This is a genomic window from Pontimonas salivibrio (assembly GCF_002950575.1).
GTDB classification, from domain to species: Bacteria; Actinomycetota; Actinomycetes; order Actinomycetales; family Microbacteriaceae; genus Pontimonas; species Pontimonas salivibrio.
In genome coordinates this window covers 524,384-540,014 of record NZ_CP026923.1, presented here as the reverse complement: position 1 = coordinate 540,014, position 15,631 = coordinate 524,384, and the positions used below count along the sequence as shown (strand labels likewise).

15 protein-coding genes and 2 tRNA genes are annotated in these 15,631 nt (G+C 60.5%); 4 read left to right on the top strand and 13 right to left on the bottom strand.

Annotated features, from left to right (window positions below; genetic code table 11):
* Positions 1–31 precede the first annotated feature (31 nt).
* The 9 genes from C3B54_RS02855 to C3B54_RS02815 all read right to left on the bottom strand — a co-directional run bounded on the left by C3B54_RS02855 (position 32) and on the right by C3B54_RS02815 (position 8,947).
* Positions 32–1,585: a Mur ligase family protein gene (locus tag C3B54_RS02855; protein ID WP_104913155.1), complete on the bottom strand. Its 1,554-nt coding sequence runs from the start codon at positions 1,583–1,585 to the stop codon at positions 32–34.
* 4 nt (positions 1,586–1,589) lie between these two features.
* Entirely contained in the window at positions 1,590–2,327 is a 738-nt protein-coding gene (locus C3B54_RS02850) for an alpha/beta fold hydrolase (protein WP_158665487.1), read from the bottom strand.
* Between the two features lie 5 nt (positions 2,328–2,332).
* On the bottom strand, positions 2,333–3,334 hold the full coding sequence (locus tag C3B54_RS02845) for an NAD(P)H-dependent glycerol-3-phosphate dehydrogenase (protein ID WP_104913153.1): 1,002 nt from the start codon (positions 3,332–3,334) through the stop codon (positions 2,333–2,335).
* Positions 3,331–4,056 carry a lysophospholipid acyltransferase family protein gene (locus tag C3B54_RS02840; RefSeq protein WP_104913152.1) on the bottom strand — a complete coding sequence of 242 codons (726 nt, stop codon included), beginning with the start codon at positions 4,054–4,056 and terminating at the stop codon, positions 3,331–3,333. Before C3B54_RS02840 ends, C3B54_RS02845 begins: the two co-directional genes overlap by 4 nt.
* A gap of 4 nt (positions 4,057–4,060) precedes the next feature.
* The gene (gene murA, locus C3B54_RS02835) at positions 4,061–5,422 is read right to left on the bottom strand and encodes a UDP-N-acetylglucosamine 1-carboxyvinyltransferase (protein WP_104914227.1); all 1,362 of its coding nucleotides are present in this window, start codon (positions 5,420–5,422) and stop codon (positions 4,061–4,063) included.
* Between the two features lie 9 nt (positions 5,423–5,431).
* The gene (gene leuD, locus C3B54_RS02830) at positions 5,432–6,034 is read right to left on the bottom strand and encodes a 3-isopropylmalate dehydratase small subunit (RefSeq protein ID WP_104913151.1); all 603 of its coding nucleotides are present in this window, start codon (positions 6,032–6,034) and stop codon (positions 5,432–5,434) included.
* The gene (gene leuC, locus C3B54_RS02825; protein ID WP_104913150.1) at positions 6,034–7,503 is read right to left on the bottom strand and encodes a 3-isopropylmalate dehydratase large subunit; all 1,470 of its coding nucleotides are present in this window, start codon (positions 7,501–7,503) and stop codon (positions 6,034–6,036) included. Before leuC ends, leuD begins: the two co-directional genes overlap by 1 nt.
* A 143-nt stretch (positions 7,504–7,646) precedes the next feature.
* Positions 7,647–8,681, bottom strand: a complete 1,035-nt coding sequence (locus C3B54_RS02820; protein ID WP_211286385.1) for a TerC/Alx family metal homeostasis membrane protein — start codon at positions 8,679–8,681, stop codon at positions 7,647–7,649.
* Between the two features lie 190 nt (positions 8,682–8,871).
* Positions 8,872–8,947, bottom strand: a tRNA-Glu gene (locus C3B54_RS02815).
* An 89-nt stretch (positions 8,948–9,036) separates the two neighbouring features.
* Here C3B54_RS02815 and C3B54_RS02810 point away from each other — a divergent pair.
* Positions 9,037–10,104, top strand: coding sequence for a glycerate kinase (locus C3B54_RS02810; RefSeq protein ID WP_104913149.1), 1,068 nt, complete (start codon positions 9,037–9,039; stop codon positions 10,102–10,104).
* 48 nt (positions 10,105–10,152) lie between these two features.
* Here the strand turns inward: C3B54_RS02810 and C3B54_RS02805 are convergent.
* The 4 genes from C3B54_RS02805 to C3B54_RS02790 all read right to left on the bottom strand — a co-directional run bounded on the left by C3B54_RS02805 (position 10,153) and on the right by C3B54_RS02790 (position 13,790).
* Positions 10,153–10,227 (bottom strand) — tRNA-Gln (locus C3B54_RS02805).
* A 35-nt stretch (positions 10,228–10,262) separates the two neighbouring features.
* Positions 10,263–11,774 carry a glutamate--tRNA ligase gene (gene gltX, locus C3B54_RS02800; protein WP_104913148.1) on the bottom strand — a complete coding sequence of 504 codons (1,512 nt, stop codon included), beginning with the start codon at positions 11,772–11,774 and terminating at the stop codon, positions 10,263–10,265.
* On the bottom strand, positions 11,771–13,024 hold the full coding sequence (locus C3B54_RS02795) for an MFS transporter (protein WP_104913147.1): 1,254 nt from the start codon (positions 13,022–13,024) through the stop codon (positions 11,771–11,773). The genes gltX and C3B54_RS02795 overlap by 4 nt, the downstream gene beginning before the upstream one ends.
* On the bottom strand, positions 13,005–13,790 hold the full coding sequence (locus C3B54_RS02790; protein ID WP_104913146.1) for a fumarylacetoacetate hydrolase family protein: 786 nt from the start codon (positions 13,788–13,790) through the stop codon (positions 13,005–13,007). The genes C3B54_RS02795 and C3B54_RS02790 overlap by 20 nt, the downstream gene beginning before the upstream one ends.
* A 75-nt stretch (positions 13,791–13,865) precedes the next feature.
* Between C3B54_RS02790 and C3B54_RS02785 the strand changes: the two genes are divergently transcribed.
* The 3 genes from C3B54_RS02785 to C3B54_RS02775 are packed head-to-tail and all read left to right on the top strand — an operon-like array spanning position 13,866 to position 15,508.
* Positions 13,866–14,267 (top strand): thiol-disulfide oxidoreductase DCC family protein, encoded by a 402-nt coding sequence (locus C3B54_RS02785; RefSeq protein ID WP_104913145.1) that lies wholly within the window; start codon positions 13,866–13,868, stop codon positions 14,265–14,267.
* Entirely contained in the window at positions 14,248–15,021 is a 774-nt protein-coding gene (locus tag C3B54_RS02780; RefSeq protein ID WP_104913144.1) for a CPBP family intramembrane glutamic endopeptidase, read from the top strand. The genes C3B54_RS02785 and C3B54_RS02780 overlap by 20 nt, the downstream gene beginning before the upstream one ends.
* A gap of 10 nt (positions 15,022–15,031) precedes the next feature.
* The gene (locus C3B54_RS02775; protein WP_104913143.1) at positions 15,032–15,508 is read left to right on the top strand and encodes a peroxiredoxin; all 477 of its coding nucleotides are present in this window, start codon (positions 15,032–15,034) and stop codon (positions 15,506–15,508) included.
* The last annotated feature ends 123 nt before the right edge of the window (positions 15,509–15,631 follow it).

Sequence of the window (15,631 nt, the reverse complement as noted above, 5' to 3'; positions counted from 1 at the left end):
AGCCTGACCTCCACAGTGCCGACCGGGACGTTTAGGGGTAGTGGTCGGGCAGATCGTTCTCGTAGAGAATAACGTCCCCAGGCTTTGCCTCGTGGAGCACCGCACCGACGGCCTCATCTCGGGTGAGAAACACTTTCGTGTCAGCCCCCGCACCGGAGAGCAGCGCCCGACGGTTGGTGAGACCCACGGCGTAGCACACACCGTCGGCGGCGGTGATTGCTTCGCCCAGTTCCCGGTTGCGCGTCGCCTGTAGGCCGCCCAGTTCCACCATTCCCGGGGTCACCACGAAAAGCCTCCCGCCGCGTTCCGCGGCGAGCTCCTTCGCTCCCGCGATGGCCCGGGCTGCCCCGGGTGGGTTGGAGTTGTAGGTGTCGTCAATGATGGCCACACCGGATTCTGTGGTGGCCACTTCTGCGCGGTGCGCGGCGACGGGCAGGTCACCAAGGGACGCGAGGGCTTTATCGGAGGGGACATCCAGGGCCCACGCAATACCCAGTGCGACGGCAATGTTGATGCCGTGGGCGAGTAGGGGAATTTCCGTGGACACGGGTGTGGCCTCTGGTCCATACGTCACGGTGCCCGCTTCAGCGTCAAGACTGACGTCGGCTTCTAACCCTTGAGCACTGACGGTCACCACCAGGGTTCCCCTCGCCCGGCAGGTCTCTGCCAGGGCGACAAGTTCTGGTTGGTCGACGGGCAGGACGACGACGGACGCATTTTCGGTGATTTCTGATTTGGCCCGCAGGATGGCTTGGTGCGAACCGAGTCGTTCATAGTGGGCCTCACCGATCACGGTGATCGCACCAATGTAGGGCGGGAACCATTTCGAGAGTTCCCGAATGCGGCCTTCCGCGTTCATCCCCATTTCGGCAACAAACACTTCCGTGCCGGGGGCAAGTTTGTCGTTGATGGACCGCGACAGCCCCATCAGGTTGTTAAAGCTCGCCGGTGAGGCCACCACGTCGTAGCGGCTGGCGAGAATTTGCGCGGCATAGCCTTTGGTGGAGGTTTTGCCGTAAGAGCCGGTAATGGCCACAATCTGTGGGTCGACCCTCCGAAGCGTTTCTTGCGCACTGGTCAAATACGGTTTTTGCAGCAACCGCTCCACCGGCCACAACAGCACCAGCGACAGGTCCGTGATGAGGGCTTGGAGGATGACGGGCACGAGGGCTCCTGCTGGACCTAGAAACCACGCCGATACTGCCGCGAGGGCAAACAATAACACGGCGTTAACGACCGCCACCCGAATCAGTCGCCCTGTCCACGCGACAGCTTTCGTTTCGCCCATCACCGGCATTCGCCACGGCGAGAGTGCGGCCACCAGCGGGGCAAGAACCACCAACCAGGCGGCAACACCCAGCCCAAACGGGGCAGCGACATAACCGGCTAAGGCGAGCACTATGGCGAGCGCCCACCAGAGCACACTCATGGGGCGGCGCAGTAACCACAGGCGTTCAATGCGGCTGACTTCGCCGGGTAAGTATTGGACACGCTGTGCAACGCGCAACCAGCGCAACTGGCCGATTACCAACGAGGCCGCGAGAGTCAACGTGGTAACGACGACCAGGAGTTCGAAGCCAATCACCGGGTCACATCTCCTCGTTGTTTAGCCGGCGATCAATCGCCGCGCGAAGGCCTGCCACCAGTGTCTCATCGAGCAGATGCTCGGAGTTGGGCACCACGCTGAGGCGACCCTTGGGTAACACTTCCAAGGTCTTTTTCGCGACATCGAGTGGGGCGGGTTTATCGAATTCGCCCCACACCAATTCGACGGGCATGTCCAGACCTGATGCGTCATCCAGGTAGTCCTCCCCCACGGTGTGGACAAGGATTTCTCGCATGACGCCCTCAGCGTGGCGGTAGTCGGCGGAGCCAAAACGTCGCCTGGCCTGTTCCAGTTGGGATTCGGGAACGAGACCCACGCTTCGTAGGAAACGGATGAACGCATAGCGAGGGTCGGGGCCTTTCGCCGGATGCAGTTTCGTCATCGGCACCCCGGTGAGCACCAGTGCCCGCACACGGCTGGGGTAGGCAGCGGCCAATCTCACCGCAATACGCCCCCCAAAAGAGTGACCCAGCAGGATGGGGGGATTTTCTTCATCGAGGGCGGGCAGGAGCCAGCGGGCATAATCTGCCGGTCGCCACGCTGTGGGCGGCGGATCGACAACGCCGAAGCCGGGAAGCTGCACGGCCGCCGCCGAATAGCCCTCCAACACGCTCTGGAAGTCGCTGGCGTTTCGTCCCCAACCGTGCAGGGCGATGATGTCTACCGGGCCGCTGCCAAAGCGCTCAGCAATGACCGAACCGTCAGCGTAGGAGGCGAGCACGCGTCTTATTCTCCCTGTGGCTCATCAGAGTCGGTGGCGAGGTGTGGGGCGAGCTCCGCCGGGTCTAACTCGCCGTGGAGTACCTGTTGGACCTGCATGACAATGGGCATCGACACACCCCGCGAAGAGGCCAGCTCTAATACCGGTGTCACCGCTTGGAGGCCTTCCGCGGTTTGGTTCATCCGGCGCACCACGTCGTCCAAGGCGTAGCCTTGGCCGAGTAGTCGCCCGGCGGTGTTATTTCTCGACAGCGGTGATTCGCAGGTCGCAATGAGGTCACCGAGGCCTGCAAGGCCCGACATGGTGTGCGGTTCTGCGCCAAAGGCCGCCGCAAACGCACTGATTTCTGCCAACCCGCGGGTGATGATGGAGGCTTTCGTGTTTTCGCCGTAACCCACACCGTCTGCGATACCCACAGCCACGGCGATGAGGTTTTTCAACACTCCCCCGAATTCGGTACCCACGACGTCGTAGTTGACAAACATCCGGAAATACGCCGTGGTGGCTTGTTTAGCGACCGCGGCAGCGGTGTCCGCATCGACCGACGAGGCCACGGCGGCGGTGGGTTGTTCTTTCGCGATTTCTAGTGCGAGGTTTGGCCCGCTGATCACCGCGATGCGCTCTAGTGGGAGCGCCGTCACGTCGTGGATGACTTGGGACATGCGAAGCCCAGTGCCCGATTCGACACCTTTCATCAAACTCACCAGGCGGGTGTCGGGGGCAATCAGCGGCGTGATGGCTTCGAGGTTTTCCCGCAGGGTTTGACTGGGTACCGCCAGGTACACGGTGTGAGCCGAAGCAACGGCCTCTTCAAGATCCGTGGTGGCCGTCAGCGAAGAGGGCAAGTTAATCCCCCGCAGGTAGTCACTGTTACGACTGGTTTCTCGTATCTCTCGGGCCACTTCGCTTCGGCGTGCCCACAGCGTGACGTCGCCTCCGGCGTCGACAAGAATTTTGGCAAACGTGGTCCCCCACGATCCCGCACCCACTACCGCAATGTCAGTCATCGGCCCCTCCCCGGCTCGGTCCCCTGGGGTTCATAGATCGTCTCCGGTGGTGTCTCGCCGCGAAGCGAGGCCACCAGATCTTGGATGGCGTGCATGAGGGCGTCGGTGGCCTCATCGAGTAGTACCCGGGTGATGGGACGGCCCTGAAAGGCCTCAAGGTTCATCGCCTCACCCACCACAACGTTGATCCGGGGCCGAGGAATAACGGAAAGGGATTTTCCATAACGGGCCATCAGGTCTTGGGTGCCCCAGTGGGCTGCCGGGTAAAGGGGTATTCCCGATTCGAGGGCCATTCGAATCGCCCCCGTTTTTCCCTTCATGGGCCACAAATCGGGTTGCCTCGTCAGGGTCCCCTCGGGGTACACAATCAAGCCCTGGTTTTCACTGATCAACTGGTTGGCAGCGCGCAGGGCACCACCGGTGGAACTCGCCCCGCGCTCGACCGGAATTTGCCCCGTCGCTCGAAGCAAAAAGCCGACAACGGGAATCTTAAACAGCGAGGCTTTGGCTAAAAACCGCGGGGTGCGCCCCAGTCGCCACACGGCAACCCCCATCACGATGGGGTCAATTTCGCTGTGGTGGTTGGGCGCAACAATGAACGGCCCAGTACGGGGAAGGGTGGAGTCTTTCGTGACGGTGAGGGTCACAAAAGAGTTAAACAACGGGAGGATGAGGACTTCGATGAGTCGCCACCAGAAGCCGGGGCCACGCTGTGATGCCACCGGGTTAACCCCTCAGCTCGAACGAAGCTCCTAGCCCTTCGAGCTTTTCCCACAGGTGTTCGTAGCCGCGCGAAATAATGCCGACGTTGCTCACCACCGATTCACCTTCGGCGGTGACCGCAGCAATGATGTGACTAAACCCACCGCGCAGGTCGGGTACCCGAATATTTGCTCCGTGGAGCGGGGTCGGCCCGGTGATGACGGCCGCCTGCTCGAGGGGCCGGCGGGGAACCCGCCGGGTGATACTCGCAATGCCTTCCTTGTGCACCTCGATGCGTGCCCCCATATCCACCAGCGCTTCGGTGAACCCGAAGCGTTTCTCGTAGACGGTCTCATGCACGATGGATTGGCCTTGTGCTTGGGTGAGCGCGACGACCATGGGTTGTTGCCAGTCGGTCATGAAACCCGGGTGCACGTCGGTTTCCACCACCACCGGGTGAAGCTCACCCCCGGGGTGTCGAAATTCGATGCCCTCGGGTTTGACCGTGAACTCGCCACCGACTTTGCGGTACACATTCAAAAAGGTCATCAGGTCGAGCTGTTCGGCGCCGCGCACAAAAATGTTGCCCCTTGTGGCTAACGCGGCGGCAGCCCAACTGGCTGCCTCGTTTCGATCAAAGATTGCTTTGTGCTCGTAGGGGCCTAGGGAATCCACACCCTCGATGAGGATGGTTCGGTTGGTTTCCACCGAAATGATGGCGCCCATTTTTTGCAGCACCTGAATCAGGTCCATGATTTCTGGTTCCACTGCGGCGTTGATCAGTTCGGTGACGCCTTTGGCCCGCACTGCGGTGAGCAGCACCTGTTCGGTGGCTCCCACACTGGGGTAGGGCAGTTCTACTTTCGCCCCGGTGAGGCGCTTGGGTGCCCGAAGGGCGATGCCATCGGGAGACTTTTCGACTTCTGCACCGAATGCACGTAGCGCATCGAGGTGGAAGTTGATGGGACGATCCCCGATGTGGCAACCGCCGAGGTCGGGCACGAACGCTTCACCCAGTTGGTGAAGCAGTGGACCACAAAACAAAATCGGGATGCGACTAGAGCCCGCGTGGGCATCAATTTCGGCAAAGTGTGCCGATTTTACCCCTCTGGGGTCGAGCGTCAGCTCACCCGGAGCAGTGTCGGTGACGCTGACGGCGTGGGCTTCAAGAAGTCCCCTCACAACGGCGACGTCGCGAATGACGGGAACGTTGGAGAGGACGCTAGGTTCGTCGGCGAGCAGTGCCGCGACCATGGCTTTGGTGACAAGGTTTTTCGCCCCGCGAACACCCACTTCGCCGACGAGGGGTTTGCCGCCGTGAACGGCGACGACATCGGCTTGTTCGGGTGAGACCGCAGCCGGAGTCGTCGTCGGGGTTGCCGACACCGGGTTCACTTAACCCCCCAGAACGGGAAGTGTTCGAGGGCGCCACGACGCTCTCGTGGTTTCGAAGGCGTCGATTGCGTCTTCGTGGCGAAGGGTGAGACCAATGTCATCAAGTCCTTCCATCAGTCGCCAGCGGGTGTAGTCGTCGATTTCAAACGGTGCCGTTATCGCTCCACACCGTACCTCACGGCTGGCCACATCCACGGCTACCTCTTGGCCCGGGTGTGCCTCAAGTTCAGCCCAAATGGCTTCCACAATCTCTTGGGGCACGGTCGCGACCACAAGACCCTGTTTTCCGGCGTTACCGCGGAAGATGTCGCCAAAGCGTGAAGAGATGACGGCGCCAAAACCAAAATCGCGCAGCGCCCACACGGCGTGCTCTCTGGATGAGCCGGTACCAAAATCCGGTCCAGCCACTAACACTCGAGCCTTGTCGTAGGGCGGGTTGTTCAGGATGAACTCGGGGTCTTGACGCCACTCATAAAACAGCGCGTCGTCGTAGCCGGTTTTGGTGATGCGCTTGAGAAACTTTGCGGGAATGATTTGGTCGGTATCCACGGTGGAGCGTCGAAGGGGGGCGCCCACTCCTTCGACCAGGCTGACTGTGTCCATTAGGCGACCACCTCAGCAATCGAATAGGAGGGAATGTCGATTCCCAGGTCAGAAGGACTAGACAGTGTTCCTCGAATCGCTGTCGCAGCAGCCACCAGGGGTGAGACCAGGTGGGTTCTCGCACCGCGACCTTGGCGGCCTTCAAAGTTTCGATTGGACGTGCTCGCGGCACGCTCACCGGGTTGCAACTGGTCCGGGTTCATCCCTAAACACATGGAACAGCCGGCGAAGCGCCATTCGGCGCCAAACTCTTCAATGACTTTGTGGAGGCCTTCGGCTTCTGCTTCAAGCCGGACCCTGGCAGAACCCGGGACGACCATGACGCGAACGCCGTCCGCTTTTTTCTGACCTTTGATGATGGAGGCGAAAGCACGTAGGTCGTCCAGGCGTGAGTTTGTGCACGAGCCCATAAAGACCACATCGACGGGAATATCTTTCATCCGGGTTCCCGGTTCAAGCTCCATGTAATCCAGTGCGCGCTCAGCCGCGTGACGATCGACCTCGTTGGTGAAAGAAGAGGGTTCCGGCACCGACTCATTAAGGGGAACACCTTGACCGGGGTTTGTCCCCCAAGTCACAAAAGGCTCCAACGTATTGGCGTCGAGGAATACTTCCGCATCGAATACGGCGTCATCGTCGGTGCGAAGCGTCTTCCAATACTCCACCGCCGCGTCCCAATCGTCACCTTGAGGGGCGTGGGGGCGATTCTTCAAATACGCAAAAGTTGTCTCGTCGGGGGCGACCATCCCCGCCCGGGCGCCGGCCTCAATGGACATGTTGCAAATGGTCATCCGGCCATCCATCGACAGCGACCGGATGGCACTGCCACGGTATTCGATGACATAGCCCTGGGCACCCTGGGTGCCGATTTGGGCAATGACGGCCAAAATGATGTCTTTTGCGGTCACACCGGGGCGAAGGGAACCTTCCACGGTGACCGCCATGGTCTTAAATGGCGCCAGCGGCAATGTTTGGGTGGCCAACACGTGTTCGACTTCGCTGGTGCCAATACCAAACGCCATCGCCCCGAAAGCACCGTGGGTGGAGGTGTGTGAATCACCACACACCACGGTGATACCCGGCATGGTGAGGCCCAGTTGTGGCCCGACGACGTGCACAATGCCCTGTTCGGCGTCACCTAAAGAGTGCAGGCGAATACCGAACTCTTCGGCGTTGGTGCGAAGGGCCGCCACCTGTTGCCTCGAGTTGGGCTCGGCGATGGGCTTATCGATGTCGATGGTGGGGGTGTTGTGGTCTTCAGTGGCAATGGTGAGGTCTGGTCGACGCACGGGTCGCCCCGATTGGCGCAGGCCATCAAAAGCCTGCGGACTGGTCACTTCGTGCACGAGGTGGAGGTCAACGTAGAGAAGGTCAGGCTCGCCGTTTTCGCCTTTTTTGACAAGGTGGTCAGCCCACACCTTTTCGGCCAAGGTCGATGCAGCGGGGCGTGAATGCGTATCTGCCGCCATGATCCCTCCCTTTCTCCTCTCGTCCCCGCAGGTCAGTGAGCAACTCGTCGTCACCACTGTGACTAACCACTGTGACTACTAGTCACTGTCTGTCACTGCCGGGGCGACCGCGTGACTACGCGGTGTGCCGTCCAGTTTAGCGCTTAGTTCTTGGCGTCACTCTGGTCGACGTGTTCTGGCTCCGGCAGGACGATCGCACCAGTGTCGAGGTCTTTTTTCAGTTTCATCAGGCTCGCCACGACGGCGATCGTCATCGCCACAACGATGACGATGAGTGACTCCCAGGTGCCGATCACGGGCACCCAGTCGACGTGCTCGCCACCGTTGATGAAGGGCAGTTCGTTGGTGTGGAGGGCGTGGAAGACCAACTTCACTCCAATGAAGCCGAGGATGAAGGCGATCCCGATGTGCAGGTAAGCCAATTTGTCGATGAGGTCACCGAGGAGGAAATAGAGCTGGCGAAGCCCCATCAGGGCGAACACGTTGGCGGTGAACACAATGAAGGGACTCTCGGTGATGCCGTAAATGGCGGGAATGGAATCCACCGCGAAGACGACATCGGCGGTGCCGATGGCGATGAGGACGACGAGAATCGGCGTCCAACGCTTTTTCCCGTCTTCGATGATGCGAAATTTCATCCCGTCGTAGGTGTTGGTCATGTCGATGCGGGTGCGAAGGAAACGGATGACCGCATTTTCCCTCTGCACGTCATCTTCACGACCACTGGAGAGTTGTTGGATGGCCACCACCAGGAGGAAGGCTCCGAAGACGTAGAAAATCCAACTGAAGCTGGCAATGAGGGCCGCGCCCAGCAGGATAAAAATGCCCCGAAAGACGATGGCCAACAAAATCCCCACCATGAGCACTTCCTGCTGGTAGCGCTTGGGCACAGAAAACGACGCCATGATCAGCACAAACACAAACAGGTTGTCCACCGACAGGCTGTATTCGGTGACCCAACCGGCCAAAAACTCCGAACCGTATTGTTCACCGGAGAAAATAAACATCGCCCAGGCAAACACCAACGCCAACGCCACATAAAAACCGACCCACAGGGCCGACTCCTTTGTGGAGGGGACGTGGGGCTTCCACACCACGCGCAACAAATCGAGAAGCAAAATGAGGCTCAACACAATCAGCGAGCCCACTTCAAACCACAACGGGATAGACAGTTCCACACTCACACCTTTGTTCCATCGGACAATACGGTGTTCGAACGTCTCTCCCCAGATGACACCATCTGCTACCGGCCGGGATGATTAACGTCATCCGAGTTGACGACAGGCAGAGTCGGGATACTCCCCTAAGAACGTCCCCAGCTTAACCCCGTGCCCGAAAGGGCCTGCACCGAAGTGCCGAATCGAGACGTGGTGACCCCAGCGGGATTCGAACCCGCGTTACCGCCGTGAGAGGGCGGCGTACTAGGCCGCTATACGATGGGGCCGCGCCGTAGACAGTCGATTATCGCACGAAATCGCCAGCACACAAACCCTGCCACCGAAGCAGGTGACGCGGAGCCAGTAACCTGAAGTCGTGGCCAACGTCGTGATCGCCCCCGATTCTTTTAAGGGCTCCCGCTCGGCAATAAGAGTTGCTGAAGCCATCGCCACAGGGTGGCGCACGGTTCGCCCCAGTGACCACTTGAGTGTCTTGCCGATGGCCGACGGCGGCGAGGGGACATTGGACGCCATCGCCTATGCAACCCCACAGGCCACTTGGCACCACGACAGCGTCACCGGGCCAGAAGGCTCCCCCGTCGAGGCGTCCTGGTTGATGCTGCCCGACCAGACCGCCGTGCTTGAGCTGGCCCAAACATCTGGGCTGCCCCTGATGAGTGCGCCTGATCCTCTTAACGCCACCACAAAAGGTCTGGGGGAACTCATCGCGATCGCAATCAACCGCGGTGCAACGGGGGTGATGATCGGATTGGGAGGCTCTGCCACCACCGATGCCGGCTTAGGGGCAGTGGAAGCCTTAGGGGCCACAGTCTCCAAGAGCGACGCTCACCCCACGGGGGCAATCGGTGTGACTGGGGTCGATACCAGCGGCCTCCACCAGCCGCCCGTGAGAGGAATCACTCTGCTCAGTGACACCACGGCAGTGATGTTCGACGCCCCGTCAGTGTTTGGCCCCCAAAAAGGCGCGACCCCGGATGATGTTCGGGGACTCGAGGAGGCTTTTTCCCTCCTCGTCGCCCACAGCCCGCAGCACTCAACACATCTGACTCCGGGCTCTGGCGCGGCAGGGGCGACCGCCTGGGGCTTGATGACGTTTTTGGGTGCGACGATCCAAGATGGTGCCGCTTTTGTCGCTGACCTAATTGGTGTCACAGAAGCCCTGAAGAGTGCTGACCTGGTGATTACTGGGGAGGGAAAGTTTGACCACACGAGCCTTCGAGGCAAAGTGGTGGGGCATATCTATGGCCTGGCGTCTGCCACCCACACCCGTGGGGCACTGCTCGTCGGCACCTCAGATGACACGGTCTTAGAGGGTTGGAGTATTTCCCGATTGGTCGATTCTGCACCGTCCACAGAAGAAGCAATCCGGAATCCAGAAACCCACCTCATCAGCGCCGCGGCACAACTCGCCCGCGGTTACTAGGCCTGCGCTTGGGGCGCGCTGCGGCGACTGAGAAGGTTAACAAGAATGTGGCTGGGGTGCCTGGACTCGAACCAAGAACAACTGAACCAGAATCAGCCGTGTTGCCAATTACACCACACCCCACCAGGCTGGCGCCGGCTTTCTACCCTAGTACACCTCTAGAGGCTCTGGCGGAGCGAGCGAAGCCTCGCGAGGCTCGAATCCTTTCCCAAGATTTCCATCGACTCAAACAGTGGCGGGCTGACCCTGCGCCCTGAGATTGCCACCCGAAGCGGGGTGAACGCGTGTCGAGGTGAAAGCTCCATCCCTTCGACTAAGGCTTCACGCAGGGTCTCCTCCAGGGCCCCGGTGGTCCACGACTCGAGGCCCTCTAATGCCGACACCGAAGCGTCTAGTACATCGTCTGCGCCTTCGCGCAGGGTCTTTCGCCCCTCGTCGGTGATTTCCAGATCCTGATCGGCGGTGAGGGCAAAGCCCACCATGCCCGGGACCTCCCCGAGTAACCCCACCCGGGGTTGCACGTGGGGCAGGAGGGCTGTGAGGACCTCGCGTTGCGAGGCGGTGGGCTCAGCACCAATAAGCCCTGAGTCTTGGAGGTAGGGCAGGCATCTGGCTAAGAAATCCTCCGGGGCCAGCATGCGCAAGTGGTCGCCGTTAATAGATTCGGCTTTTTTCTGATCAAAGCGCGCCGGATTGGGGTTCACATCTGCCACATCGAATGCGGCAATCATTTCTTCCAGCGTGAACACGTCACGATCGGGGGCAATCGACCAGCCGAGCAGTGCCAAATAGTTCAGTAAGCCTTCGGGGATGAAGCCCCGCTCGCGGTGGAGGAAAAGGTTTGATTCGGGGTCACGCTTGGACAGTTTCTTGTTGTTTTCGCCCATCACGTAGGGGAGGTGACCAAAACGGGGAATCTCACTGGCCACACCGATGTCGATCAGTGCGTGATAGAGGGCAATCTGGCGGGGTGTGGAGGAGAGCAAATCTTCCCCGCGCAACACGTGGGTGATGCCCATCAGGGCATCATCGACGGGGTTCACAAACGTATACAGCGGTGCGCCATTGGGGCGAACCAGCACAAAATCTGTGGTGGAGCCGGCGGGGAAACTGACCGGACCGCGCACCAAGTCCACAAAGTCGAGCGCCCCATCTGGCACCTTGAGCCGCAGTGCCGGTGTTCGACCGTCGTCGAGGAAGGCTTGACGCTCAGCGTCGGTGAGGTTTCGCTCGTGGTTGTCATAGCCTTGCTTTTCACCGCGGCCCTGGGCGAGGTTTCTGGCCGCCATTTCTTCCGGGGTGACAAAACTTTCATAGAGGTGTCCGGCTTCGAGTAGGCGGTTTATGATGTCGCGGTAAATATCCCCGCGCTCAGACTGCCGGTAGGGGCCGTGTGGTCCACCCACTTCGACGCCTTCATCCCAGTTCAGACCCAACCAACCCATCGCATCAAGCAACTGGTGGTAGCTGTCTTCACTGTCACGCGCCTGGTCGGTGTCTTCAATTCGGAACACAAACGCGCCACCGTGGTGGCGCGCATAGGCCCAGTTGAACAGTGCAGTGCGAATCAACCCCACGTGGGGGGTGCCTGTCGGGGATGGGCAAAACCGGACCCGAATATCCGCGCCGGTTGCCTGCGTGGTCGACACCTCAGTTATTGACTCGCTCACGACGACACCCTTTCCCCCGAATGGCGGGTGAGAACCACCCGCAGTGTGACCGTGGCCACTAACACCAATGACACTAACGACAACCCGTTGTAGCCGATGAGGACTAACACCACACCGGAGAGTGCACCACCGGTGGCACCCGCAGCACTCATCACCACGTCGGAGAGCCCTTGGACTCTGGTGCGCCGGGCCACCGGGGTCGATTCGGTGAGTAGTGCCGATCCGGCGACCGTGCCCGCAGACCACCCTGTTCCCAGCAAGATCAGCCCCACGATGACCCACGCTTCGGATTCGGAACCAAACCCGGTGGCCAGCAAGCTGAGCGCGAGCATGGCTTGGCCGGAAAGGATGGTCTGTTTTCGACCCCAACGGTCCGCCAAGATTCCGAATACGGGAGAAAGCGCATACATTCCCGCAATGTGTAAGGAAATGGTGAACCCCACAATGACGAGACTTGCCCCGTGGTCGACCAGGTGCACTGGCGTCATCGCCATCACCGCCACCATGGTGGCGTGGCTGAGCGCAATGGCGATAAACGCACTGCGGCGATCGCCTGGGCGGTCGGCACCGACAGCATCAACAAACGAGTGGTCTGCTGCTTCGGCGGAAATCTGTTTGGCCAGAGCGAGGGGCTCTGGTCGAAGACCCACCCGATAGAGCACTCCGGCGGAGAGTTGGGCCAACATGGTCAACACGAAGGGTCCCGCGAGGGAGGGCAGGCCCAGCCAGATGCCAAACGCGTCACCCGGGCCGATGAGGTTTGGCCCCGACACGGCGCCCACTGTGGTCGCCCACACCACCAGAGATAAATCAGTCGCCCGGTGGGCATCGGTGGAAACATCGGTGGCGGCAAAGCGCGCCTGCAGGTTCACAGCCGTTCCCACACCGATCAGCACGAGGGCAACCAAGAGCACAATGAACAGCCCGGTGATGGTGGACAGCACAGCCAGGAGTGCCCCCACAGCGGCAATCCACGCTCCGGTCGCCAGCGACCAGGAGCGACCGTGGCGGGCCGCCAGGTTCGCCAGGGGAAGTGCACCGAGCGCCGCACCGAGGGTGGCCAAGGTGGCGGCCATTCCCGACCACCCAGGGGAGCCAGAGAGTTCGGTCGCCAAAATGGCCCCCACGGAGAGTGTGGAGCCCATTCCGAGCCCAGCGAGGACTTGACCGGACATTAATACCGTGCGAATGCGCCGCCTTGACCGGTCGATGCTCTCTGGGTCGAGGGTGTTAGTCGTCTGTTCGATCATCGCGGTTCTTTGCCGGATTCGACAGGGTGCCAATTCCTTCAATGGTGATGTCAACGCGTTGGCCGTCCACGAAGCCCCCCAAGCCTGGAGGGGTACCCGTACAAATCACATCACCGGGCAGCAACGTCCACACATCAGAGCAGAAGGCGATAATTTCGGGAATCGAATAGATCAGATCCTTCGTATTGCCAGCCCGCCTGGTTTCGCCATCGACCGAGGTGTGGATATCAAGGTTCGACGGGTCGAGCTCTGTTTCGATCCAGGGCCCCAGCGGACAAAACGTGTCATAGCCTTTGGCCCTAGCCCATTGCCCGTCGGCGAACATGACATCCCGGGCGGATACGTCGTTGGCGATGGTGTAGCCAAAGACCACGCTTTCCCAGTCTTCGGGTTTCACCCGTTTGGCCACGGAGCCAATCACAACGGCCAGTTCCCCTTCGTGCACGATGCGCCCGTGCACGGGGGGCAAAATGATGGGATCGCCTGGGCCCACCACCGCGGTGTTGGGTTTGAGGAACACCAAAGGATTATCGGGGCCTTCGTGACCCATTTCTTGGGCGTGCGCGGCATAGTTCATGCCCACACAGATCACTTTGGAGCGGGGGATCACGGGGGCGAGCAGTCGCACCGATTCGAGTGCGATGCGCTGACCGGTGGTATCCAGCCCGTGGTACAGCGGATCACCGGCGAGCACCACCAGTTCTTCGTCATCAACAATGCCGAACTGGGGCTCACCGCCGTCTGTGGCGAAACGTGCGACCTTCATCCCTCTTAGGCTATCGCCAACCGGGCACGCACCATGCTCCACAGTCCCTCCAGCTTGGCGACCTACCATGGGGTCATGGCCACCCGAGGACTAAGCAATGCGCTCCTGGTCTATGACGGCGACTGTGCGTTTTGTGCCCTCTGGGTGGGTCGCCTGCAGCGCACCCTCACAGTCTTCCCCCGGGTCACCACGTCCGCTGAGGCCGACACTGAGGAACTGGGCTTAAGCGATAGCGATATTCGTGACTACGTCTGGCTCATTACCCCCACCCGCCACTTGGCGGGTGCGGCCGCGTTTTCTGGCCTGCTTCGCGGCCAGCGGCAGTGGGGGTGGCGTTTTTTGGCCCACCTGTTGGATACCTGGCCGGTTTCGGTTGTGGCCGATATGGGCTACCGATTAGTGGCCCGTTTTCGACACCGCCTCCCTGGCTCCACGCCGTCTTGTGAAATTCCCCGCAATGGGTCCCACACCGCTTAACCCCCGGCGCATTCGCGCGGAGATTCTCATTGTTCTGGGGTTAAGCCTGGGGATGAGCGCACTGTATGCGACGGTGAGTTTCTGGAGACGCCTGGCAGATGAACGGGAACTCTCCCAGCAAACCGCGACACTCAACCGCTCGTTAGCTGATGAACAGATCTTTGACGTCATTTACCAACTACTGGGCATTATCAGTGGCCTAGTCCCCGTCGCCTTGGTGTTCTACCTGGTCTGGTCGCACACCAGGCCGCGCCTGGGCGCTATCGGCTTGGATGCGACCAGGCCCACCAGAGATAGTGCGTGGGGTGTGGGCCTTGCCGCGCTCATTGGATTACCCGGCCTCGCCCTCTACATCGTGGGGGTCAACCAGGGCATCACCGTGCAAATTGTTCCCAGCGCCCTATCTGACTACTGGTGGACCATCCCCGTCCTACTGCTCGCCGCAATCAAAGCCGGGATACTCGAAGAAGTCATCGCCGTGGGGTATTTGACCCACCGGCTAGGGCAACTGGGTGTTGCCCCGTGGGCGATTGTGGCCATCCAAGCGCTACTGCGCGGTTTTTACCACCTCTATCAGGGCATTGGACCCTTTTTTGGCAACATCGCCATGGGGGTGGTCTTTGCCCTGTGGTTTATGAAAACCAAGAGGCTCGCACCACTGATCATCGCCCACGCCCTGATCGACGCCGTAGCGTTCGTGGGCTACCCACTGATTATGGGAGTCTTCCCAGATTTTCTCGGTTTCACCCAGTAGCGTCCCCCTCGTGACACCCCCCGACGTAGGCGAACTGGCCCCCGACTTCACCCTCCCGGGAATCGTCGTCGAAGACGGCGAAGCCATCACCCGTCATTTCAGTTTGAGTGAGCGTCGCGGTCACCCCGTCGTCCTCGCCTTTTACCCGGCAGACAACTCCCCCGGGTGCACTGCCCAGCTGTGTAGCTACCAGGACGAATTGGCAAGCTTTCGGGATTTGGGTGCAGAAATTTGGGGCATTTCTCGCCAAAACCAACACAGCCACGAACGCTTCGCCCGCACCAAGAACCTCGGCTTCCCACTGCTCGCTGACGAAAAAGGCGACGTCGTCGCCGCCTACGGTGTCGGGCTACTGGGAATGGGGGTGCGCCGAAGTATTTTCATCGTCGATGCTGAGGGCCGAATTAGCTGGCGCCACATTTCCCTCGTGGGCTTCACCTTCCAAAGCGCCGACACCCTCAAGCGCGAACTGCAACTCATCGCCTAAGTCCCCGGCCACTGCGCCTCACCCTCACGAGCCCACGCGCAGGCTCACTCACCACTTCGGCCGTGGCTAAGTGCCAGCGCTCTGCCGGGCACCCCTGGCAGGTACCTTCCCACACTTCGCACT

What these genes read in the sequence shown, in the direction of transcription:
- C3B54_RS02845 (WP_104913153.1), bottom strand. Translation starts at nt 3,334, where the DNA reads ATGACTGACATTGCGGTAGTGGGTGCGGGATCGTGGGGGACCACGTTT.
- leuD (WP_104913151.1), bottom strand. Translation starts at nt 6,034, where the DNA reads ATGGACACAGTCAGCCTGGTCGAAGGAGTGGGCGCCCCCCTTCGACGC.
- leuC (WP_104913150.1), bottom strand. Translation starts at nt 7,503, where the DNA reads ATGGCGGCAGATACGCATTCACGCCCCGCTGCATCGACCTTGGCCGAA.
- C3B54_RS02795 (WP_104913147.1), bottom strand. Translation starts at nt 13,024, where the DNA reads ATGATCGAACAGACGACTAACACCCTCGACCCAGAGAGCATCGACCGG.
- C3B54_RS02790 (WP_104913146.1), bottom strand. Translation starts at nt 13,790, where the DNA reads ATGAAGGTCGCACGTTTCGCCACAGACGGCGGTGAGCCCCAGTTCGGC.
- C3B54_RS02785 (WP_104913145.1), top strand. Translation starts at nt 13,866, where the DNA reads ATGGCCACCCGAGGACTAAGCAATGCGCTCCTGGTCTATGACGGCGAC.
- C3B54_RS02780 (WP_104913144.1), top strand. Translation starts at nt 14,248, where the DNA reads ATGGGTCCCACACCGCTTAACCCCCGGCGCATTCGCGCGGAGATTCTC.